At 65.5% G+C, this 20,449-nt stretch carries 22 protein-coding genes; 9 read left to right on the forward strand and 13 right to left on the reverse strand.

The features are described from left to right. Positions 1-2: 2 nt before the first annotated feature. The 4 genes from CXR43_RS10175 to CXR43_RS10190 are packed head-to-tail and all read right to left on the reverse strand — an operon-like array spanning position 3 to position 3,780. Positions 3-785 (reverse strand): heme ABC transporter ATP-binding protein, encoded by a 783-nt coding sequence (locus tag CXR43_RS10175; RefSeq protein WP_103333824.1) that lies wholly within the window; start codon positions 783-785, stop codon positions 3-5. Continuing rightward, on the reverse strand, positions 786-1,850 hold the full coding sequence (locus CXR43_RS10180) for a FecCD family ABC transporter permease (RefSeq protein ID WP_103333825.1): 1,065 nt from the start codon (positions 1,848-1,850) through the stop codon (positions 786-788). After that, positions 1,850-2,743 carry a heme/hemin ABC transporter substrate-binding protein gene (locus CXR43_RS10185; RefSeq protein ID WP_103333826.1) on the reverse strand — a complete coding sequence of 298 codons (894 nt, stop codon included), beginning with the start codon at positions 2,741-2,743 and terminating at the stop codon, positions 1,850-1,852. The genes CXR43_RS10180 and CXR43_RS10185 overlap by 1 nt, the downstream gene beginning before the upstream one ends. Next, positions 2,740-3,780: a hemin-degrading factor gene (locus CXR43_RS10190; protein ID WP_103334185.1), complete on the reverse strand. Its 1,041-nt coding sequence runs from the start codon at positions 3,778-3,780 to the stop codon at positions 2,740-2,742. Before CXR43_RS10190 ends, CXR43_RS10185 begins: the two co-directional genes overlap by 4 nt. A 207-nt stretch (positions 3,781-3,987) precedes the next feature. Here CXR43_RS10190 and CXR43_RS10195 point away from each other — a divergent pair, with 207 nt between their 5' ends. The 8 genes from CXR43_RS10195 to CXR43_RS10230 all read left to right on the forward strand — a co-directional run bounded on the left by CXR43_RS10195 (position 3,988) and on the right by CXR43_RS10230 (position 9,432). After that, a complete protein-coding gene (locus CXR43_RS10195; RefSeq protein WP_246831335.1) occupies positions 3,988-6,099 on the forward strand; it encodes a TonB-dependent receptor domain-containing protein in 2,112 nt (703 codons plus the stop codon). Next, complete coding sequence (locus CXR43_RS10200) at positions 6,093-6,512, forward strand: hypothetical protein (protein WP_103333827.1); 420 nt, start codon at positions 6,093-6,095, stop codon at positions 6,510-6,512. The genes CXR43_RS10195 and CXR43_RS10200 overlap by 7 nt, the downstream gene beginning before the upstream one ends. Next, positions 6,509-7,180 carry a MotA/TolQ/ExbB proton channel family protein gene (locus CXR43_RS10205; RefSeq protein WP_103333828.1) on the forward strand — a complete coding sequence of 224 codons (672 nt, stop codon included), beginning with the start codon at positions 6,509-6,511 and terminating at the stop codon, positions 7,178-7,180. The genes CXR43_RS10200 and CXR43_RS10205 overlap by 4 nt, the downstream gene beginning before the upstream one ends. Further along, positions 7,167-7,541 carry a biopolymer transporter ExbD gene (locus CXR43_RS10210; protein WP_246831336.1) on the forward strand — a complete coding sequence of 125 codons (375 nt, stop codon included), beginning with the start codon at positions 7,167-7,169 and terminating at the stop codon, positions 7,539-7,541. The genes CXR43_RS10205 and CXR43_RS10210 overlap by 14 nt, the downstream gene beginning before the upstream one ends. Then, positions 7,538-7,930: an ExbD/TolR family protein gene (locus CXR43_RS10215; protein WP_354001009.1), complete on the forward strand. Its 393-nt coding sequence runs from the start codon at positions 7,538-7,540 to the stop codon at positions 7,928-7,930. The genes CXR43_RS10210 and CXR43_RS10215 overlap by 4 nt, the downstream gene beginning before the upstream one ends. Beyond that, positions 7,927-8,847, forward strand: coding sequence for an energy transducer TonB family protein (locus CXR43_RS10220; protein ID WP_103333831.1), 921 nt, complete (start codon positions 7,927-7,929; stop codon positions 8,845-8,847). Before CXR43_RS10215 ends, CXR43_RS10220 begins: the two co-directional genes overlap by 4 nt. A gap of 128 nt (positions 8,848-8,975) precedes the next feature. Next, complete coding sequence (gene hemP, locus CXR43_RS10225; protein WP_435530796.1) at positions 8,976-9,155, forward strand: hemin uptake protein HemP; 180 nt, start codon at positions 8,976-8,978, stop codon at positions 9,153-9,155. Between the two features lie 37 nt (positions 9,156-9,192). Beyond that, a complete protein-coding gene (locus tag CXR43_RS10230) occupies positions 9,193-9,432 on the forward strand; it encodes a DUF1289 domain-containing protein (RefSeq protein ID WP_103333833.1) in 240 nt (79 codons plus the stop codon). A 16-nt stretch (positions 9,433-9,448) separates the two neighbouring features. Here the strand turns inward: CXR43_RS10230 and CXR43_RS10235 are convergent, their stop codons facing one another. Both CXR43_RS10235 and CXR43_RS17910 read right to left on the reverse strand, forming a co-directional pair. Continuing rightward, positions 9,449-9,919, reverse strand: coding sequence for a Dps family protein (locus CXR43_RS10235; protein ID WP_103333834.1), 471 nt, complete (start codon positions 9,917-9,919; stop codon positions 9,449-9,451). 157 nt (positions 9,920-10,076) lie between these two features. Next, positions 10,077-10,484 (reverse strand): hypothetical protein, encoded by a 408-nt coding sequence (locus CXR43_RS17910; protein WP_168219799.1) that lies wholly within the window; start codon positions 10,482-10,484, stop codon positions 10,077-10,079. A gap of 143 nt (positions 10,485-10,627) precedes the next feature. Between CXR43_RS17910 and CXR43_RS10245 the strand changes: the two genes are divergently transcribed. Beyond that, complete coding sequence (locus CXR43_RS10245; protein WP_103333836.1) at positions 10,628-11,524, forward strand: alpha/beta hydrolase family protein; 897 nt, start codon at positions 10,628-10,630, stop codon at positions 11,522-11,524. Here CXR43_RS10245 and CXR43_RS10250 read toward each other — a convergent pair. Genes CXR43_RS10250 through bglB form a run of 7 tightly spaced genes read right to left on the reverse strand, consistent with a single transcriptional unit; the run spans position 11,521 to position 20,369 of the window. Beyond that, positions 11,521-12,576: an ABC transporter ATP-binding protein gene (locus tag CXR43_RS10250; protein WP_103333837.1), complete on the reverse strand. Its 1,056-nt coding sequence runs from the start codon at positions 12,574-12,576 to the stop codon at positions 11,521-11,523. The two genes, CXR43_RS10245 and CXR43_RS10250, sit on opposite strands and share 4 nt — an antisense overlap. A gap of 9 nt (positions 12,577-12,585) precedes the next feature. After that, positions 12,586-13,635, reverse strand: coding sequence for a carbohydrate ABC transporter permease (locus CXR43_RS10255; protein ID WP_103333838.1), 1,050 nt, complete (start codon positions 13,633-13,635; stop codon positions 12,586-12,588). Next, entirely contained in the window at positions 13,632-14,645 is a 1,014-nt protein-coding gene (locus CXR43_RS10260; RefSeq protein ID WP_103333839.1) for a carbohydrate ABC transporter permease, read from the reverse strand. Before CXR43_RS10260 ends, CXR43_RS10255 begins: the two co-directional genes overlap by 4 nt. 3 nt (positions 14,646-14,648) lie before the next feature. Beyond that, the gene (locus CXR43_RS10265) at positions 14,649-15,911 is read right to left on the reverse strand and encodes an ABC transporter substrate-binding protein (RefSeq protein ID WP_103333840.1); all 1,263 of its coding nucleotides are present in this window, start codon (positions 15,909-15,911) and stop codon (positions 14,649-14,651) included. Positions 15,912-15,957: 46 nt separating this feature from the next. Beyond that, positions 15,958-18,429: a hypothetical protein gene (locus tag CXR43_RS10270; protein WP_103333841.1), complete on the reverse strand. Its 2,472-nt coding sequence runs from the start codon at positions 18,427-18,429 to the stop codon at positions 15,958-15,960. A gap of 9 nt (positions 18,430-18,438) precedes the next feature. Then, the gene (gene kduI / locus CXR43_RS10275) at positions 18,439-19,272 is read right to left on the reverse strand and encodes a 5-dehydro-4-deoxy-D-glucuronate isomerase (RefSeq protein WP_103333842.1); all 834 of its coding nucleotides are present in this window, start codon (positions 19,270-19,272) and stop codon (positions 18,439-18,441) included. After that, on the reverse strand, positions 19,269-20,369 hold the full coding sequence (gene bglB, locus CXR43_RS10280; RefSeq protein ID WP_103334187.1) for a beta-galactosidase BglB: 1,101 nt from the start codon (positions 20,367-20,369) through the stop codon (positions 19,269-19,271). Before bglB ends, kduI begins: the two co-directional genes overlap by 4 nt. Between the last annotated feature and the right edge of the window lie 80 nt (positions 20,370-20,449).

Genomic DNA, 20,449 nt, shown 5'->3' on the forward strand with positions numbered 1-20,449 from the left:
GCCTAGGCTGCGCCGGCCGCCTGCGGCAGCGCGAACCAACCACCCTGCGGTGGCAGACGTCCGACCCGCAGCGGGCAGCCATAGGCCCGTTCCAGCGCGGCGTCGGTCAGAACCTCTGCCACCCTGCCCTGCCCGGTCAGCCGCCCCTGGTCCATGAGCCAGACGCGATCGGCCACCATCGCCGTCAGGTTCAGATCGTGCAGGACCGCCACGACCCCGCCCCCGCGCCGGGCGAAGGCGCGCATCAGCTGCACCACGCCCAGTTGATGCGCGATGTCCAGACTGGCGACAGGTTCATCCAGAAACAGCCAGCGCGGCACGCCGTCCACCACCGGCTCCCAGACCTGCACCAGCACGCGGGCCAGTTGCACGCGCGCCTGCTGGCCGCCCGAGAGTTCCTGATACAACCGGGCCGAGAACCCTTCCATATCAACGGCGGCGAGGGCGCGTGGCACCAGATCGGCCCGCCCGGCATGGGCAGCGGCGGTCAGGCCCAGGCGCACGACCTCGGCCACGGTGAAGGGAAAGGCCATAACAGACGCCTGTGGCAGCACACCGCGCACCGCGGCCAGTTCCCACGGACGCAGGCGCGCGCAATCCTTTCCGTTCAGCTGGACCTGCCCGGCGAAAGGCACATCGCCGGTCAGGGCACGCAACAGGGTGGTCTTGCCTGATCCATTCGGGCCAACGATCACCGTCACCTCGCCCGGCAGCGCCTCTGCGCTGATGCCGTGCAGCACGGGCGTCTTGCCCAGAGACACCCGGATATCCTTTGCGCTCAGCATTTACAGATCCACCAATCCACGACGGCGCAGCAGTATCCACAGGAACACCGGCGCGCCCAGCGTGGCGGTGACGATACCGATGGGCAGTTCGGCCGGTGTGATAATGCTGCGCGCGATCAGATCGGCCAGCAGCAACAGCGTCGCCCCCGCCAGTCCGGCATTGACCAGCAAGAACCGATGGTCTGGCCCGGTCGCCAGCCGCAGCAGATGCGGCACGACAATGCCGATAAAGCCGATGCCCCCCGACACGGCCACCGCCGCCCCGGTCGCTGCCGCCACGGTCAGGATCGCCACGGCCTTGACCCGCTGCACCGGCAGGCCGATGTGATGCGCCGCAGCTTCGCCCAGCGCCAACCCGTTCAGGCCCCGCGCCAGAAAGGGGGCGGCCAGCAGCGCCAGCGCCATCACCGGTCCTGCCGCCAGCACCTTGGGCCAGCTTGCACCGCCAAGGCTGCCAAGGCCCCAGAAGGTCAGATCCCGCAACTGCCGGTCATCAGCGATATAGACCAGCACCCCGGTCGCCGCCCCGGCCAGCGCGCCCAGCGCAATTCCTGCCAGCAACATCGTCGCCACCGAGGTGCGCCCCGACCGTGTGGCCACCCGGTACAAAAGCAGGGTCGACACCCAGCCGCCGAAGAAGGCCGCCAAAGGCACCAGATGATAGCCCATGGCCTGCGTGATCCAGACCGGCGCAAGCCCGCCCAGCACGATGGCCAGCACCGCACCCAGCCCCGCGCCCGCACCCACGCCCACCAGCCCAGGGTCGGCAAGCGGGTTGCGAAACAGACCCTGCATCACCGCCCCCGCAACCGCCAGCGAAGCGCCCACCAGCACACCGGTCAGCATCCGGGGCAGCCGGATCTCCCACAGGATCAGCCTGTCCTGATCGGCCATGGCCTGTCCGGACACCAGAACGTGAAGCAAAGACCCCAACGAAACCTCCGAGGCCCCGTGCGACAGGCTGAGACCCGCGGTCAGCAGCAACGCCACCGACAGCGCCAGCATCGCATTGCGCGCCTGCGCGTCGCGGTCGCCGGACAGGCGCACAGCATCCAGCGCCACCATCACCCGCGCTCCGCAGCAAGGGCTTGGCGCAGGGCCGCGTTGAGTTCCAGCGCGGCAGCACCCGTCCTTGGGCCAAAGCCCAGAAGGTAAAGCCCATCCATCCGCACCACCTGCGATCTTTGCCCCGCCGGGGTCAGGGCCAGCGCGGGGTGCGCCAGCAAGTCCGCCGCTTCCACCGCCAACTCGCCACCGCGGTCCATCGCCAGAATGACATCGGGGGCCGCTGCAATCACCGCCTCGTCGGTCAGGGGTTTGTAGCCAGACAGCCCCTCCACCGCATTGACGCCCCCGGCCAGCGCGATCATCGCCCCCGCTGACGTATCCGTGCCCGCCGCCAGGATCCGCCCGCCTTGCAAGGACAGCACGAACAGCACACGCGGGCGCGCGGGCATCGCTGCCGCCGCCCGGGCCGCTGCATCCAGGTCATCCTGGGTCCGGGCGGCAAGGTCCGCTCCGGCCTGTGGGACGCCAAGCGCCTCGGCGGCGCGCGTGATCTTGGCCAGCACATCCGCCGGAGTCTTTGCTTCTGGCAGGCTCACCAACGGCACCTCGGCCCGGATCAGCAGATCAATGGTTTCCGGCGGTCCGGCATCATGTTCAGCCAGGATCAGATCCGGGGCCATCGCGATCAGGTTTTCCGGGGACAACCGACGGACATAGCCAATATCGGGCAAGGCCAGCACCGCTTCGGGAAAGCTCGACGTGGTATCCCGGGCGATCAGGCGATCCCCCTGCCCCAGCGCAAACACGATTTCCGCCGCCGATCCGCCTGCGGCAATCACGCGGCGCGGACCTTCCTCGGCACGGGCAAGGCCGGACAGGGCCAACACCAAGACAGCGCCCGTCAGCGCGGCATGAATGCCGCCCACTGTTACAAACCGCAAGCGACTCATGCCGCCACCTCTGCGGCCAGCCCCTGCGCCATCCGGTCCCAGCCCGAGGTATCGGTGTCGGCTTCCGCCCGCTTGCCGAACATCTGCAAAATCAGCTGCCCTTTGGCGTCAAAGGCCTCGACCGAGATGGCAGGACCACGTTTGGTCGGTTTGGACACCAGCCAGACCTCGGCAATGTGGTCGGCGCGCAGATGCAGGTTGAACCGGGGGTCGAGCACATTCTGCCATGGCCCCATTGGCGCGATGCGCTGCACCGGGCCGGAATGGATCTGGATACAGCCGTCGTTGCCGACAAAGATCATGATCTTCAGGGCCTCTTGCGCGGACCGCTCCAGGGCCCAGGACACAGCCTCGACCGGCAGTTGCCTGGCAAAATCGGCCCCGACAGCGCGGTTCGCCCCCAGCCGGTTCATCTTCAGCTTGCGCACCATCGCCAGAAACTGATGCGTGTCGGTCATTTGCGCCCATTCGCTGCGCAGCGCGTCGATCTTGTCTTCGGCAATGCGCGCCGCGTCCGGGGCCGCGCGGGCGGTGATCTCGAACGGGGCATCCACCGGCAAGGCCAGATCGGCCACCGCCGCATCAAAGGCGGCACTGTCAGACTCTGCTCCCAGATGCACCTTGTGCACGGCATCACCCGCGGCATCGAACACCTGAAGGCTGCGCTTCACGCCCTGATCGGTTTCGCGCCGGATGGCAAAGGCATGCACCCAATGGCGCGGAAAGATCCGCAGATCAATCTCGTCGCCCAGCACCATCGACGCATGCGCGCCGGAGTGGAAATTCTTGTACACGCCGCGGCGTTCATGCACCGCGCTGTCATTGCGGGTCAGAGCCATGACATCGCCCATCTGGCAGACATGTGGCAGCAAAAGCGCCGGATCGGCGTTGATCCGGGTCGCCGCGCCGCCGGCCTCGGCCGCAACCAGCTGCGCCTCTGACAAGCCAATGGCAGCCGCAAGATCGCGCTCGCGCAGTTTGGGAAATTCGGTGCGGGCATGGGTGATCCGTTCGATCACATCGGGGGAAAGCAGCATGGGGTCATCCTTGGACATGGGCTGTGACGCGGGAAGGCTGTCGCATGTCTGGCGGGGGGGTGACCCCACGGCTGGATGGCGCGGCGCAATACTTGACGAATTTACTCGGACAATCTAGAAGCCGAGTCGAACGGGGTCAAGAGCGATCCCGCAGGGTGCCAGCGTTCCGCCAGCCGACCACAACCGTCGCGACCAAGGGGACACTGAATGCAACCGCACATGCCGGGGCACGCCATCATTCCGGGGCTTGCCCGCCTGCTGACCACCGCCGCCATCATCGCCATCGCCGCACCGGCCACCGCACAAGACTCAGAGGGCGGCACCTTTCTGGGCCGCCTGATCCTGGGGGCCGGCCAGCAGAAAGTGGCGATCGACACACCGCAAGCCGTGACCTCGGTGGAACAGGAAGACATCGACCGCGAACAGCCCGCCACCGTTGGCCAGATCTTCCGCAATGTGCCGGGGGTACAGACCGCAGGATCAGACCGTCCGCTGGGCACCGCCTTCAACATCCGCGGCATCGGCACCACCGAACAGACCGCCAGCGAGGCGCGCATCATTGTCAATGTCGATGGGGTGCCGAAGTTCTACGAGCAATACCGCATGGGATCTTTCTTCACCGACCCAGAACTCTATCGCCGGGTCGAGGTGCTGCGCGGGCCGGGATCAGCCGTGCTCTACGGTTCGGGGGCCATCGGCGGCACGGTGAATTTCGAAACCAAGGATGCCTCCGATTTCATCCCCGAAGGCAAGACTGGCGCGGCCAGGCTGAAATTCGGCTATGACAGCAATGGCGACGGGTTGATGGCCCAGGGCATCCTGGCGCTGCGCACGGCACCGGGCGCCGAGTTTCTGGCGGCCTTGGGCTACCGCACATCGAACGATTACAAGGACGGGGCTGGCAACACCTTGCGCGGCACCGAAGGGTCTTCACCCTCGGCGCTTGTCAAAGGGGCGTTCCAGCTGGGCGAGACCCAGACGCTGCGCCTGTCGATGCAGCGTTTCGAGTCCGACAACGACAATGCCACCCTGTCGCAGACCGGCGGCGGCAATGCCATTGCCAATGCCTTCGGCATCGTGGACCGGGACACGACCGATACCACCGTCAGCGCGGAATGGCAGGCAACAACCGATCTGGACTGGTTGAACCCCAAGGTCCAGCTGGCGTGGTCCGACACGCGTGTGGTGCAACGCAATGCCCGTGATCTGACCGGCGCGCCGCAGGTCTGTTTGCCGGTGCTGTCGCAGGCGAACGTCTTTTGTGACGTTGATTACGCCTATCGCACAACGATGCTGAAGGTGGAGAACACAGCCAGCATGCAAGGGGCCGGATGGGAAAATTTCCTGACCTTCGGCCTGCAGGCCACAGACCAGAAGCGCATCGCCGACAGCGCGGGCCCCTTGGGCTTTCACCCCGAAGGCAGCGACCGCAAGGTCGGGGTCTATGCCCAGTCCGAACTGCTGTTGGGTGACCGCCTGACCCTGATCGCCGGGGCGCGGGTGGACTTTGGCAACCGCAAGCCGGGGGAAGCGATTCCGGGTGGTGCTCAGGTCAAGGACAATGCGACCGCCCTGACATTCGCGGCGCTTTACAAGATCACCGATGACCTGTCGGTGTTCGGCTCGGTTGCGCGGACCGAACGGCTGCCGACACTGGACGAGCTTTATTCCTACTCCGCCACCAAGGCTGCGGCGCTGGACCTGAACAAGGAACAGGCCACCAACGTCGAACTGGGCCTGTCATGGACCCGTCAGGGCCTGTTCGCGGCCGATGACAGCCTGCAGATCAAGGCGACGCTGTTCCACAACCGCATCGATGATCTGATCACCACCACGGCCAATAGCGATACCGTCTTCCACCGCAACGTGGCCCGGGCAAAGTTTCAGGGCGCAGAGATCGAGGCCGGGTATGAGGCCGAGCGCCTCTTTGGCCGCATCGCCTATTCGCATGTGTCGGGCAAGGACCGCGATTTCGGCTATACCCTGAACACCACCCCGGCAGATCAGCTGGCGTTGACCCTTGGGGGCCGCGTTCCGGATCGGGGCATCGAATACGGCTGGCGCGGAACCTTTGTCGACGGCATCACCACATCCAGCCGCAACAACGGCACCGGGGCGATTACCACCACCGATTATGCCGGATATGCCACGCATGATCTGTTCGTCTCGTTCAAACCGCAGTCGGGGGCGCTGGACGGCTTTGACGTGCAGCTTGCGGTCGAAAATGTGCTGGACCGCGATTTCCGCAACAACCTGTCGGCAGACCGTGGGCGCGGGCGGACCTTCAAGGTCAGCTTTGCCAAGGCGCTGACATGGTAACCCGGCTTTCCGGGGCGGCGGTGGCATTTGCCATCGCCGCAGGCCCTGTCCAGGCACAAAACGTGCCGCAGGATCTGCAGATCAGCCTGAACACCGTGGAGGCGCAGCCAGAGGCCTGCCGGCTGACCTTCGTGGCCGACAACGAAACCACGACCGACATCACCCGTCTGGTGATCGAGGCGGTCCTGTTCACAAAGGCGGGTCAGGTGGCGCAATTCACGCTGTTCGATTTCGCCGCCCTGCCACAGGGGCGGCAGAGGGTACGGCAGTTTGATGTGGCAGGGCTGGCCTGCGATGATCTGGGACAGGTGCTGCTGAACGGGGTGTCGGCCTGCGACGGCGCGGACCCGCAAGCTTGCGCCGCCGCTCTGACGCCGGGCAGCAGGGTTGACGGGGTAGAGGTGGCAGGATGATTCATTTGACCGATGCACGCGATGCCCTGCGCGGGTTGATCGCCCTAGGCGGGCCGGTGGTGGCGCTGATCCTTGCGCTGTCCGTCTTGGCCGGTGCGGTGGTGCTGTGGAAACTGTGGCAGTTCCGCGCGGCAGGTGTCGGGCGGCAGGCCGGGCTGCACGCGGCCATCACCGCCCATGATGCGGGCCAGCACAGCCGCGCCCGCGCCTTGGCCGAAGCCTCGCCCAGCCATCTGGCCCCGCTGCTCGTCGAAGCCTTGCAGGCGCGCGACCCGGACACGCGCGACCGGCTGTACACGCTGGCCGAAGAGCGGCTGGCGCGCCTGGAGTCCGGCTTTCGCCTGTTGGATACCGTGGCGCAGACCGCGCCGCTGCTGGGACTGTTCGGCACGGTACTGGGCATGATTGACGCCTTTCGCGCGATGCAGGGTGCAGGGGCGGCGGTGGACCCTTCGGTGTTGGCCGGCGGCATCTGGGTGGCGCTGATGACCACGGCAGCCGGGCTTGCGGTGGCGATGCCCGTGTCGGCCCTGCTGGCTTTGCTTGAATCGCGCATGGCTGCGGAACGCCGGATGGCAGGCACGGTGATCGAGGCCGCCCTGTGCCCCGGATTGCGCGCCATCGCCGGCCAACAGGTGCAGACGGACAGGGCATATGTCCCGGCTTAGGAAACCCGCGCGACGGCGGGCCTTGTCGATGACCTCGCTCATCGACGTGATCTTCCTTTTGCTGCTGTTTTTCATGCTGTCCTCGACCTTCACCCGCTTTGGTGACCTGCCCCTGACCACCGCTTCGGGCGGGGCGGTGGCGCAGGCCGAAGCCCCCGCGTTTCTGCGGCTGCTGCCCGACAGCCTGACGCTGGACACCGATGCGGCTGACCTCGCCGCCCTGCCCGCCGCCCTTCTGGCGCGCGCACCGGTGCTGGTGATCGTGGCCCCCGGCGAAGGGGTGACAGCCCAGCGTCTGGTCGATGCGCTCAACGTGTTGCGCGATCTGCCGGGCGTGACCCTGCGTGTGATCGGAGGATGACAATGCGCCTTGCCGCCAAGCCCCGCCAGCCTTCGGAACCCACGATCACCCTGATCAATGTGGTGTTTCTGATGCTGATCTTCTTTCTTGTGGCCGGACAAGTCGCCGCCCCGGTTGACCGCGATATTCAACTGATCGACGCCGCCGCCCTCGCGACCCGCGCCCCGGATGATGCCTTGGCCGTGCGCCGCAATGGCACGACGCTGTGGCGGGATGAGCCGATTTCCCCCGAAGCCTTTGCCGCCGCCCGGATCGCAGAGGGTGCCGATGTGCTGCGGCTTGTCCCGGCCCGCGATCTGCCCGCACGCGATCTGGTGCGTATCGCCACCGCCCTGCGTCTGGCAGGCGCGTCAGAGGTGCGGCTGGTCACCGAAAGGTCCGCGCCATGACCCAGGCCCGCCTGCCCTTTGCAATTGCGCTCGCCCTGTCGGGCGCACTTCACGCCGCCGCTGCGATTGCCATCGCACCGCAGCCGGATACGCTTGCGGTCGAAGGCGGTGGTGCCGCCACCGTCGCCCTGCTGGGCGAGTCCTTTGAAGATCTGGCGCAAGGGGCCACGCCTGTCGCCCCGACCGAAGCCCCGCCCGCGCCGCCTCTGGCCGCCGTGCCGGTGGCAACACGGGTGGCCGCCCTCCCACCACCGATGGCCGCACCCCCGGCCCCGCCGCTGGCGCTGCCTTCGTCCGACACCGCGGATCTGGCCGCTGTACCAACCGTTGACCCTGCACCAGCCGCGCATTCCGAAGCCTCGCCGCAAGGGTCTGCTGCCGTGTCGGCCGCTGCTGTTGCGGCCCCGGCAGAGCATGCCACCGCGATAGACCCCGCATCTTCGGCGCCCGAAGCCTCTCCCCGGCCCCTTGCGCGCGCCGCGGCCCCAGCGCCCGCCAGGCCCGTCGAAAAGCGGGCCGAGGCGCAGTCCACCCCGGTCGCCGCTGGCAATGCCGACCGCAATGCCCGCAAGGGCGCACAGTCAGGGCAGGACGCAGCCCCCGCCTCTGCCACCGCCGCAGGATCAGGGGCCCAGGCCGCACAAGCGGGCAATGCCGCGCGTGCCACCTATCCCGCTGTTGTGCTGCGCAAGATCGAGCGGACCCGCAAGCCCGCAAGCCGGGCACGCGGCAGCGTGGTTGTGGCGTTCCGCGTCGCGCCCTCTGGCGGTCTGGCCTCGGCGCAGGTGGTGCGGTCGTCGGGCGACCCCGCGCTGGAGCGGACCGCGCTTGACCACATCCGCCGCGCGGCCCCCTTCCCGCCGCCACCTGCGGGGGCAGAGACCGATTTCAGATTTGAATTCGTCGGACGCCGCTGACCGGCGCGGCACGGGGCGATCGTGCCGCCGCAGACGACCGAGTAAAATACTCAGGATTGACTTTCCCGATAAAAACGCTCAACCATCGAAAGACGGGCCGCGGGCCTGAAGACATCACATCCAACCTGATCCATCATGCAACACACGCCGCCCCCCCCTGTTCAGAACTCAGCGCAAGACCGTGCCGCAGCCCCGCCCATGAAGCGATGGCGCTGACCAAGGGCGGCCCGGTCGCGCATATTATTCTGGAGGGGCAAGTGTATACCTTGCGCATCACCCGCGCCGGAAAGCTGATCCTGACCAAATGACCCCAGCCAAAGGGCCCAGCAGCCCTGCAAGGACGCCATGACCAAACTGCCCTCTCCCTGCATCAGTGTCTGCAAATTCAGACGCGAAGGCCATTGCATCGGGTGTTCGATGACCAAGGCCCAGAAAGACCTGTTCAAGAAACTCAAGAAAGAAAAACACCAGCACGCCTTTATCGACATGCTGGTGCATCAGCAGAATGACCTGGGGCGCTACCGCCACTGGGCGCCCGCTTACGCAAAACGCTGCGAAAAGCGGGATGTCAAAAGCCCGCTTTAGGCCGCGCGGCAGACTGTCAGCGCAGATGGGCGCGCAGCATCCAGGCGAATTTCTCATGCGTGCGCGCGCGACCGATGGCCAGATCCTGCGTCAACAGATCGCCGTTTTCCTCGGCCACCGCAGAAATGCCCGCCATCGTGGCGGCCAGCGTTTCCTGTGCCGCCAACAGGGTCGAAACCATGGTTTCGGCCTTGGCATGTCCGTCATGCTCGGCAATCTTTGACCGCGCCAACATCGCCGACAACTGTCCTTCGGCATGGCCGTCCAGCGCCTTGATCCGTTCGGCCAGGTCGTCTTGCGCGACGAAGTGATCTTCATACATGGTCTGGAACAGCGCATGCAGCGGGCCAAAGCCCATGCCGGTCACGTTCCAGTGGAAATTTTGCGCCAACATCGTCGCAACGACGGTTTCGGCGACGCCTTGATTGAGTGCTTCGCACACGGCTTCGCGCGCTGATGGGCTGATTTGGGCTGAAGCTTGCGCCATGCCTGACCTCCTGAAATGACGTTTGGAATTCTGGGGCGGGACTGGCTTGCACCTCGGCTGGCTGCCCGCCCGTACAACCTAGGGGCAAGCTCGGGCCAGGACAAGCCCTATTTAGAATAATTCTAAATCCGACAAAATCAGTCAGTCACATCCAGCGTCAGATCTGGTCTTGCCGCTGTGCCAGCTGCGCGGCCAGCCAGCCGATCTGGCGCCAGGCATGGCGCGGCAAGCGCGACGCCAGCAGGAACTGCACGCTGCCCGCATCGCCACGCCGGGCAGCGGCCAGCAGGCTGGCGATCCAGGCTTCGTCAAAGGACAGCTCCGCCGCGCCCGGCTGATGCAGCACCGGCGCGCGGCCAAGAACACCGGCCAAGCCCCGCAACAGCGCCTCGGCATAGGCCCGGGCCGCAACATCGGCATGCGCAGACAGCATCGCACAGGCCCGGAACAAATCCAGCCGCGCGCCGGCCTGGCAGCGCGGGGCAAGTCGCCGCAAAGCCGCTACGGCCGCCGGAATCTCGACGCTTGGGCTGAAAACGGACGGTGTTCTTGCGACGGCCTGCATCGGTCTGCTCCATTAACCTGAGTGTTATAGTCAGAAAAATACCTGCCGTCCAGTTCAGATCCGCCGGCCCGCAAAATCCGGGACTGGACCAGACCTGTGCCGCGCGTCACAGTACCGACTGCACGAACGCTTAGGGGGGCCTCATGAGGACACCGCGCGACAGGCTTCTGGCGGCCTTCGGCGTCACGCTGCCGGTCCCGCCTCTGTCCGTCCGTCGGGTCACCACCGTGCTGCAGACAGCCGAATGCAGGGCGGAGGAATTGCGTCTGCGCGCAGAGGGCGGCGATGACATCCGGGCGTTCTGGTGCCGCCCGCGCGATCTGGCTGGTCCCGTTCCAGCCGTGCTGATCCTGCACGCGCATGGCAATCGCTATGATATCGGCGCCGCCGAGATGGTTCACGGACGGCCCGCGCTGCACACACCGACCGGGCCTGCCCTGGCCAGGCGTGGCATCGCCTCGCTCTGTCTTGACATGCCCTGTTTTGGCAGCCGCGCCGGGCAAAGCGAAAGCGCGACGGCGAAGGCCCTGCTGTGGGAGGGCCGGTCGCTGGCCGGGCAGATGCTGTGCGACAACCTTGCCGCCCTCGACTGGCTGTCGGCGCAGCCCGGCATCGACCCCGCGCGGCTGGGTGTGTTCGGCCTGTCGATGGGGGCCACGCTGGCCTATTGGCTGGCAGCGCTTGACCCGCGCCTGCGCGCGGTGGCGCAGGAGTGCTGCTTTGCTGATTTTCGCAGATTGATCGCCCTTGGCCAGCATGATCTGCACGGGATTTACCTGACTGTGCCGGGACTTCTGGCCCATGCCTCGAACGGGCAGATTGCCGGGATGGTCGCGCCCCGGGCACAGTTCATCGGTCTGGGCGATCTGGACCCGCTCACGCCCCCCGCCGCCGTTGACCCGGCCCTGGCCGAGGTTCGGGCGGCCTATGCCCGCAACGGAGGTCGGTTGCTGATCCACCGCGAACCGGCGTCAGGCCATGTCGAGACGCCCGCAATGCACGCGGCCATGCTCGATTTCATGACCGATGCACTGGCCTAGCCCAGCCGCTGCCCGTCTGCGCCGAAGACATGCACCGATTGCGGATCATAGCCCAGATCCAGCACCGCGCCGCGTGCCAGATCCGGCTGGCCGGGCAGCACGGCAAGCAGGCCATGCTCCGCTCCCAGATCGGCATGCACCACGCTTTCCGGCCCAAGCGCCTCGATCAACCGCACCTTGGCCCGCAGCGGCCCCCCGGTCTGGGGTCGCAGGTGTTGCGGGCGGATGCCGAGGGTCACAGCCCCATCGGGCACATGCAGCCCCACTGGCAAGGGCAAGAGCGCGCCATTGTCCAGGTGCACCGATCCGTCCCTGGCCTGGCCCGCCCACAGGTTCATCCCCGGCGCACCGATGAAACCGGCCACGAACAGATTGGCGGGCCGGTTGAACAGGTTCAACGGAGTGTCCACCTGTTCGACCTTGCCGGCCCGCAACACCACGATCCGGTCGGCCATCGTCATCGCCTCGACCTGATCATGCGTCACATGGATCATCGTGGCGCCCAGCCGGTCATGCAGCGCCGACAATTCGGCCCGCATGGAGACCCGCAGTTCGGCATCCAGATTGGACAGCGGTTCATCGAGCAGAAAGGCCGTCGGGCGGCGCACGATGGCCCGGCCGATCGCCACGCGCTGACGCTGCCCGCCCGACAACTGGCCCGGGCGCCTGTCCAGCAGCGGCTCGATCTCCAGCATCCTTGCCGCCTCGGCGATGCGGCTGTCGATCTCGGCCTTCGGCATCCGGGTATTCTGCAATCCAAAGGCCATGTTGGCCCGCACGGTCATGTGTGGATACAGGGCGTAGGACTGGAACACCATCGCCAGCCCCCGATCCGCTGCCGAACGCGCGGTCACATCCGCGCCGTCAATCTCCACCCGCCCGGCCGTCGGCTTGTCCAGCCCGGCAATCATGCGCAGCAGCGTGGATTTGCCACAGCCCGAGGGTCCGACAAAGACCACCAGCTCGCCCTCATCTATGGTCAGATCAATGCCCTTGAGCACATCAACGGCGCCAAAGCTCTTGCGGATGTCGTGCAACTGTATGCGACCCATGGGGATATCCTATTTCAACCCGGTTCCGGCGATGCCCGCCGTGATGAACCGTTGCAGGAAGATGAAGACCAGAACGACCGGGATCATGGTGATGACGGTCATCGCCAGCAGATAGTGCCATTGCACGTTCAGCTCGCCCGCATAGGCGTTCAGGCCGACTTGCAGCGTATAGACCTCTTGGCGGCTCAGCACGATCAGCGGCCACAGGAAATCATTCCAGCGCCAGACCACGGAAAAGATCGCCAGCACCGCCAGCGCGGGTGCGGTCAGCGGCAGCACGATCCGCCAGTAGATCTGCCATTCGCTGGCATGATCCATCCGGGCAGCCTCCAGCAGCTCATCCGGGATCGTAAGCATGTACTGCCGCAGCAGGAATACCCCTGTCGGCGTGGCCACGGTCGGCAGGATCACGCCCCAAAGCGAGTTGATCAGCCCCACCCCCGACACGATCGAGTAAAGCGGCACAAGGATCACCGACAACGGAATCATCAGCGTGGCGATGATCAGCACCACCACAAACCCACGGCCGCGGAACTCGTACTTCGACAGGGCAAAGGCAGCCATCGAATTGGTCAACAAGGTGATCAGCGTGGCCACCACCGTCACGAAGATCGAGTTTTTCGTATAGGTCAGGAAATCAAAGCGCAGAAACGGGTCCAGGTAATTGTCCCAGGAAAACCCCACCTTGCGCACCGGGGTGCGGTTGGCGATGTTGATGCGCTGCACCTCGCCGGGGTTCTCGGGGTCCACCATCTGCGCCACCGTGCCCACGCGCCGCACCTCGGCCAGGGTGCGGGTGCCTGCGTCATCGGTAACGGAAAACAGCGGCAAGGGTCGGTCATAGCCCTCCACCACCACCGCCTGCGCCTCATAGGGCAGCAAGGTTGGCGGAAATTCCGACAGTTGCGCCGGTGATTTGAACGAGGACATCACCAGCCAGAACGCCGGCCCGAACATGATGATCACGGCAGCGCCCAGCCAGACGAAGGTGAACACATCGGTCCAATCCCAGCCGGTGCCGCCCTTGCGGCGGGTCAGAAACCCGATGGCGCGGCTCATTTCAGCTTTCCTCTCCGCTCGTTGCGCTTGCCCAAGGCAAGTTGCAGCAATGTCAGCACGATCAGCACCCCGCCCATCAGGATCGATGCCGCAGCGGCAAGTCCGGGGTTTTTCAGCAGCGAGGCAAAGCCCACTTCGTAGATATACTGCGTGAGGAAAAGCGTGGCCGTGCCCGGCCCACCGCCGGTCAGAACATAGGCCTCGTCAAACACCTGCACCGCGCGGATCAGCGCCAGCACGATCACCACCAGCATATTGGGCATCAACAGCGGCAGCGTGATGCGCCAGAACACGCGGGCGGGTTTGGTGCCATCCATCTCGGCGGCTTCATAAAGATCACGCGGAATGGCCTGCAGCCCGGCCAGCAGGATCAGCGCGAAAAACCCCAGATGCGCCCAGATCGTGACGCCGATCGCAGCGGAAAAAGCATAGTTGCGCTCCAGCAGCCAGTTCACCGGGTCCATCCCCATGCCCACCAGCGCCGCATTCAGCACACCGTTGCGGTCCAGGATCCAGCGCCAGATCAGGCCAACCACAACGGGCGACAACAGGACGGGAAAAAAGAACACCGCCCGCCAGAAGCTGAGCGCGCGCAGTGCCCTGTTCAGGATCAGCGCGGTGATCGTCGCGGCGACGATCAGCAACGACACTTGCAGCACCACAAAGGTGCCGGTGTTGCGCAGGGCGATCCAGAACTGGTCTTCCTGGCAGGTCATCAGATCGGTGTAGTCAGTGCAGCGCAGCAGCCGTTCAAACTGCGCCGCACCCACAAAGGTCCGCTCAGGCAAAAAGAGGGCCGCGCCGGTGGTCATCGAATAGGCGATGTTGATCACCAGTGGCACCAGGACAAACACGGTGAAAATCGCCATGTTCGGCAGCAGGAAAAACGCCACCATGCCAGTCTGCCCGGCCAGCCGCTGCCAAAGACGCAAAGGCGCCTCCAGCAGACGGGCGAGCCAGCCCAGGGGGGCCGCCACAACGGCCCCCAACACTCCCTTTACCCCAGTCATGGCTTATTGCGCCGCCGCGACCGCTTCGGTGATGTCCTGGTCGATGCGGGCATAGGCGTCGTCCAGCGTCAACTCGCCCGCCATCACCTGGCTGATCCGGTTGACCAGCGCGCCATAATAGGGCGTTGCCCATTTCCACGCGGGCAGCGCATCGGCACCGGGCAGGATATCGCCCGCCGCCGCGATATAGGCATCAAGGGCGGCACCCACATTCTTGTCCTCGGTCTGCCAGTTCATGCCGCCAGCCGCCACCACACCGGCATGGGCGGGCAGGAACAGGGTCCGCTCCGAAAACTCTTTCACGATGTCCTCGCGGGCAAAATACTCCATGACTTTCGCCACTTCCTCGGCGTTCTGGGTGTATTTCACCGCCACAAGCGCCGCCCCGCCAGCAAGGCCAGAGCATCCGGCCGTGCCGCAAGGCGACCCGGTGGCGACCCAGTCAAACCCGTCGCCGATCTTGGTCGACAGGTTGGCAATCTGCCAGCTGCCGGAATAGTAGAACGGGATGGCCGCATTGATGAAATCATCTGCCGCCGCACGGTAGGTGGAGCCTGACGCCGCAACCCAGGTGTCGCGCAGCATCTGCCCGCCTTCGACCCAGGCCACCAGCTTTTCGGCAAAAGCCTTGGTGCCGTCATCCACCGGCGCAGGCATGCCGTCTGCCGCAATGTAATTCGCGCCATAAGACACGGCCGGCCCGGAAATCCGGTGGCCGGAACGGTCGATGGCAAAGGCGGCGGCAGTGCCCTGCGACTTGGCGACCTGATCGGCGGCATTCACCCAGTCATCCCAGGTTGCCCCCTCACCCGGCAGGGCCACACCGGCCTGCTCGAACAGGGTCGCATTGGCGAAACCGCCGGTCAGCGTCAGCTGGGTCATGAAACCGGTGATCGCCTCGCTGCCATCTTCGCGCATCCAGTCGGCATGGGCCCCAAAATTGGTGCGCCAATATTCAGGGTCGGTCAGATGCGGCGTCAGGTCCAGCCAATGCGGGGCCAGCGTCTTGATGTTGGTGACGCGGGCGATGTCGGGGCCCGACCCGGCCTCCAGCTGGATCTGCAGCTGTTCCTGCACCACCTTATAGGCCACCTCGTCCAGAATGACGTTGATGCCGGGGTTTTCGGCATTGAACCGGGCGACGAGGTCTTTCATCACCTCGCCCTCTACCCCATCGGAATACCACATCAGGCGCACATCACCGGCAAGGGCTGTGGTGCCCATCAGGCTGGCCCCAAGCGCCAGGGCGATCATCGTGTTTTTCATTGCAGTCTCCTCCATGTGTTGTCCCGGCCTCCCGCCGGGGTCGTCTTTACCGGTGCAGGGTTCTGTGCCCCGCGACCGTCCAGTCCTTCGGATTCATGATCCGACCCTCCGCCCCGATCCGGCCATCGGCATGAAACTGCACCGGGCCGTATTCGGGGTCCACCACCGTGACTGTAGCATGTGGATCTGCCGAGTCAGGCGCAAGTTGCGCGCATTGCGCAACAAAGGCATCCAGCCCCTGCCGCGCGGCTCCCATCCGCACGATCCACCAGCCCTGCCGCCCCGCCAGCCGCAATTCGCAGCCTGCTGTCGGGCCATCGGTCACCATCTCCAAAGGACCAGAGGCACGGATCAGCATGGCACCCTCTCCCACGCTTGCCGCCGCCAGATTGCCGTGCTGGTGGATTGTGTCAAAAGCCACCGCCGGAAACCAGCAATGGGTAAAATCGGGTTGTTCCGGCTGGCCCTCAAACCAGACCAGCGCCAGCCCGCGATATTGCTGAACCCGTGGCACCGAGGCCGAGCCACCCCAATAGGACGGGCGGCCATAGCCGGAGTGGATCACCTCGCCCGGATGGTTGATCCAGATCTGCGCATCGGGATTGGTCCCCAGCCGGGCGTGCAGCAGCGTTTCCTGATAGCCCCAGTCGAACCAGCGATAGGCGGCGGTGGTGCCCATGGCCCAGTCAGGCGTCTTCGCATGATACAGGGCAGCAAACCGCCCCTGCCCTTGTGCAAACATCCATTCCTGTTCTCCCGCTTGCAAACTGGCACGCGCCGCCAGCCCGGCATCCAGGTGCAAGTCATGATCGCGCAGCGCCAGCGCCAGCCCCGGAAGACAATGGAAGCGCGCGCCCAAATGGCCCATGCCCCACAGCATCCGGGTGATGGCCGACAATTCCAGCGTGCGCCCCGCGCGCAAGGTGTGTTCATAGCTGCGCCCTTGGGCGGCGGTGATCACCCCGTGATGCGCCGAATTGGCCACCACCTCCACCAGCCGCACCACGGCGCGGCCGGCCCGGTCGCGGATATCGGCATCGGGGGCCAGCGCGTAAAGGGCAGTCAACCCTTTCAGGTCAATCGGGAAATAGGGGGCAGAGTTGAACTCGGCCATTTCCCATTCCTCGAAATGATCCAGCCAGGCCCGCACCCGCTCACGCCCGGTAGCCGATTGTTCCGCCCCGCTACGCCCCGACCTGCGGAAGGTGGCCTCCGGCAGCAGGTGCCCTGCCAGATAGGCCGAAGTGTGGAACAAAAGCGCGTGGTTTTCGCTGAAATACCACTGCACATCATTGCCCGGCTCGTCCATCCAGTAGCGATAGCCAAGGATCGCTGCGTCGATCCGGTCGCGCACCCGGTCGGACAACAGATGTCCGAACCGGGTGCGCCCCCAGAGCAGCGGCACCAGCGCGAAATCGGCGCAATCCCAGCAATCCTCGATCGCGGGGAGGGTCGCGTCGATCATTGCCTCGGTCTGGGGGCCGGAAAGCCCCTGCGCCAGCCGTGCCAGTGCCGCCACTGTGTCAGGTTCGGCGCGGGTGGCGACCCAGGTCAGCGCCTCGTCGATCCGCGCTTCCAAGCTCGCTGGGGCCTCGCCCTGCGCCGCCAGATCGCAGACCTCCACGCCGAAGGTGCGGGTGGCGGCAAAGCCATCCGCGGTCAGCGTCGGAATGAAATGCCGGAAATCGCCAGGCAGGTTTTCGGCGCGGTCAATGACCAGCCGTCTGGCCCCGGCCGGCAGATGGCGCTGCAACGCGGCCGGGTGGTGCGACATGAAATCGCCCTCCACCCGGATCGCCACATCCGTATCCACCGGCATGGGATGCGGCAGCACCAAAGCCACCTCTCCCCCGGTATAGGCGGGCTGGTCGAAATGCATGGTGGCCAGTGCAGTTTCCATCGCGCGGGCGATGTCTGTGCTGCACCCTGTGGGAATGCCCGCCTCGGCCTGTGGCCCGTCCAGCCAGTCGGCCTGAATGTAATAGCGGGCGTCCCGCTCGGCCAGATCGTCGAAGAACACCTCGATCCGGTTGTCGCCCGCAGTCAGCGCCACCTCGAACTCTGCCGCTGTTTCGGCATTGCGCTTGTAGGGGGCCATCCAACCCGCTTCGGCCCCATTCACGAACAACACCGCCCCGCCGCAGGTGCGCAGGCGCAGCCGCGCGGCCCCTGCCGCCTGCGTGCGGATCACCGTTTGCGCCCAGGTCGCGATATGGGTCGGCCGGAACCAGAACCCCGACAGATCCAGCCGGGGCGCGCCGAAGGGCAGCCAGTTGCGCGCCGGTTCAAACCCGCCCGCAGCCTGTGGCCGCCGGTCGCGGCGGTCCGCCGCGAACTGGGTGCGGCAGGGATATTCGTGCGGGATGAAGTTCTTGTCCTTGGTCAGGAAAAAGAACGGGTCCATTTCCCCCTTCATCGGTAGGTCGGGCAGATCAAAGCGCGCTTCGACCGTCTGGCCAAGACGCCAATAGCCAAGAGCCGTGCCGGAGGTCAGGGGATGGGACAGAAAGCCTTGCATGTCAGGGGATTACCTAAGAGAGGACACGGAAACGGGGGTAAAGTCGGTATAGGCCTGGTTTTCGCCGGTCATGCCCCAGACAAAGGCATAAGGCCCGGTCCCGGCCCCCATGTGAATGGACCAGGCGGGCGACAGCACCATATCGCCATTGGCCACCACCAAATGCCGGGTCTGGTCGGGGCGGCCCATGAAATGCATCACCCGGTCCTCGGCACCCATGTCAAAATAACAATAGGCCTCCATCCGCCGTTCGTGCAGATGCGGCGGCATGGTGTTCCACATGCTGCCGGGGGCCGGATCGGTGATGCCCATCAACAGCAGGCAAGAGGGCGAGACTTCGGGGTGAATGTACATTGCAAGCGACCGCGCATTCGCCTTTGCCGCATCCCCCAGCTGGATGCGCTTGGCCTGATCACGCCGGATCAGCCGCGTCGGATGATCGGTGCCCGCAGGCACGGAGTTCACATAAAACCACGCCGGATTGGCCGCATCAGTGCTGCGCATGTCCACCTGCCGTACCCCGCGTCCGATATACAGGATATCGCGGTTGCCCATGGCGTAATCGGTGCCATCCACCGTCACCACCCCCGGCCCGCCCAGATTGGCCAGCCCCGCCTCACGGGCAGAAAAGAAGAACTCGGTTCCCAGTTCGGCCCCGTCGCCAAAGCTCAGCGGGCCATCCACCGGCACCGCGCCGCCAAGGATCATCCGGTCCACATGGGTATAGGTCAGCCGCAAGGCCCCCGGCGCAAAGGCCCCTTCCACCATGTAATCGCTGCGCAGCCGGTCGCTTGTCGCGGTCATCACATCGGCGGGGTTGCCGCCGTATCGCACATCCATCATGCCGCCACCTCCTGCGCCGAAACCTGGCCCTCGGCCTCGACCAGACACAGGATCGCCAAGGCCTGCCCATAGCCGGTGGGTTGCAGCGGAATATCGCGGTAGAACTGCAGATCATGCCCCATGCGGGTGCCGTAAGAGACGTTCTGCACCGTGCCCCCCTCATCGATATTCGCCATCACCGCCGCCACGCCGCGCCACCCGGCCTCGGCCCAGTCGGGCCCGCCGATCCCTTGCCGCGCGGCCTTCAGCAGCCCGTACGCAAAGCCCGCCGTGGCGCTGATCTCCTCATAGCTCGACGGATCATCCAGCAGCGTCCGCCACGCGCCGCTTTGCGTCTGCAACGGCAGCAGCGCCTGCACCTGCGCCTTGAGCACTTCGGTCAGATACAACCTGACCGACCCCGGCAGATCCGGCACCTCGAACAGGTCCAGAATGCAGGCCGTGATCCAGGCATTGCCGCGTGCCCAGCGGGCGCGGGCAAAATTATGCCGCCCGTCAAAGGTCCAGCCATGAAACCAAAGCCCGGTGTCCGGATCCGACAAATAGCGCGCATGCACCAGAAACTGGCGGATCGCCTCATCCACCAGCTCGGTCCGGCCCGAAGCATGGCCATACCGGGCCAGAAACAACCCCGCCATGAACAGCGTGTCATCCCACAATTCGCCGGGATTCACCTTGTCGGACACATCATGCTGCAGCCCCGCCTCCTGGGTGCGCGGCGCATCCGTCATCAGACGGTTGGCCCAGTCGTCCAGCACCGGCCGCCAACGCGGATCGCCTGTCTCGGCCCAGAGCATCGACAGCGCCAGCATCGGTGCCGTGGTGTTGATGTTCAAATCGGGCAGGCCCGCCGCCAGATGCCGCGCATACCAGCCCTCAAGCATCTCGCGCAACGCCGGATCCCCCTGGCGCCGCCACAACTGGGCCAGACCATAAAGGCCCACACCCTGCGGCCATTCCCAGCTGTCAAAGCTGATGTAGTCGCCCGCCGTCCCGTCAAGATTCGGTTCGTCAAACTGGCCATCATGGCGCAGATCGGTCAGGCCCCGCACCAATTGACCCAGTTTCAGCCTGATCTGATCCACCTGTGGTCGCATGTCCCCTCCCCGGGCATCGGCATTTGGTCGATCGTTGAAGCATGGCAGTGCAAAATTTTTGCACAACCTGAAAATTTTTT

The organism is Pseudotabrizicola formosa (genome assembly GCF_002900965.1).
GTDB lineage: Bacteria > Pseudomonadota > Alphaproteobacteria > Rhodobacterales > Rhodobacteraceae > Pseudotabrizicola > Pseudotabrizicola formosa.